The sequence below is a fragment of the Streptomyces sp. YS-3 genome, assembly GCF_045257485.1.
Taxonomy (GTDB): Bacteria; Actinomycetota; Actinomycetes; order Streptomycetales; family Streptomycetaceae; genus Streptomyces.
In genome coordinates this window covers 1-915 of the sequence record NZ_JBJHPC010001100.1, presented here as the reverse complement: position 1 = coordinate 915, position 915 = coordinate 1, and the positions used below count along the sequence as shown (strand labels likewise).

Annotated in this window: 1 protein-coding gene; it reads right to left on the bottom strand. The window is 75.6% G+C overall.

Annotated features, from left to right (window positions below; translation table 11 throughout):
* Positions 1–20 precede the first annotated feature (20 nt).
* The gene (locus tag ACJA3G_RS37740) at positions 21–710 is read right to left on the bottom strand and encodes a vancomycin high temperature exclusion protein (protein ID WP_406557510.1); all 690 of its coding nucleotides are present in this window, start codon (positions 708–710) and stop codon (positions 21–23) included.
* Positions 711–915 lie beyond the last annotated feature (205 nt).

The window sequence follows — 915 nt, the reverse complement described above, 5'->3', positions numbered from 1 at the left end:
TCCGCCCACCGCCCGTCCGCTCACCGCCCCTCGGCCAGCGCCCGCGCCACCCCGCCCTCCTTCGGCCCGAGGAAGCGCGGACCGGGTTTGAAGGCGGCGTCCAGGGCGGCCTTGCCCGCCGCGAACACCTCGCGGGTGGAGCCGTAGTACCAGGTGGCGTCGTGCACGGCGTCGACCGCGACTCCGTAGGAGTCGACCCCGGCGGCCTCGCACAGCGCGACGGCCCGCCGGATGTGGAAGCCCTGGCTCACCAGCACCGCGCGCTCCACGCCGAAGATCTTCTTCGCGCGTACACACGAGTCCCAGGTGTCGAACCCGGCGAAGTCGCTGACCACCCGCCGGTCCGGGACGCCGTGCCGCACCAGGTAGGCGCGCATCGCGTCCGGCTCGTCGTACTCGGGCCGCCCGTTGTCCCCGGTCACCAGGACCGCCCTGACCTTTCCGGCCCGGTACAGCTCGACGGCCGCGTCGAGGCGGTGCGCCAGGTACGGCGACGGCTCGCCCTTCCACAGCCCGGCCCCGAACACCACCGCGACGCCGGACGCCGGCGCCCGCGCCACCGTTCCGACCTTGCCGTCGGCGGCCGTGAACACCCACGCGGCGGGCGCCAGCGCCAGGGCGCACAGCGCGGCGGCCGTCTGCACGGCACGCCGCTGCCCCCTGCGGGTGCGCGGCAGAGCGATCCGTACGCGAGTGCGCGGCAGGCGCATGGGGTCCCCCCGGGGTCGACGGTGTCACGGGTGGTCGGACGCGGGGGAGGGGGCGCGCGGTTCTGCCCCCGCGCCCCTTGTACGGGAACCCGGGCCCCTCCTACGGGTTCCCCGCGCGCGCCCCGCGCCCGTGAGGCGGCGGAAAACACTCGTCACCGCGGCGCAACGACATGGCAATGTGGGCCCGGCAGGATCGGTCCATGAC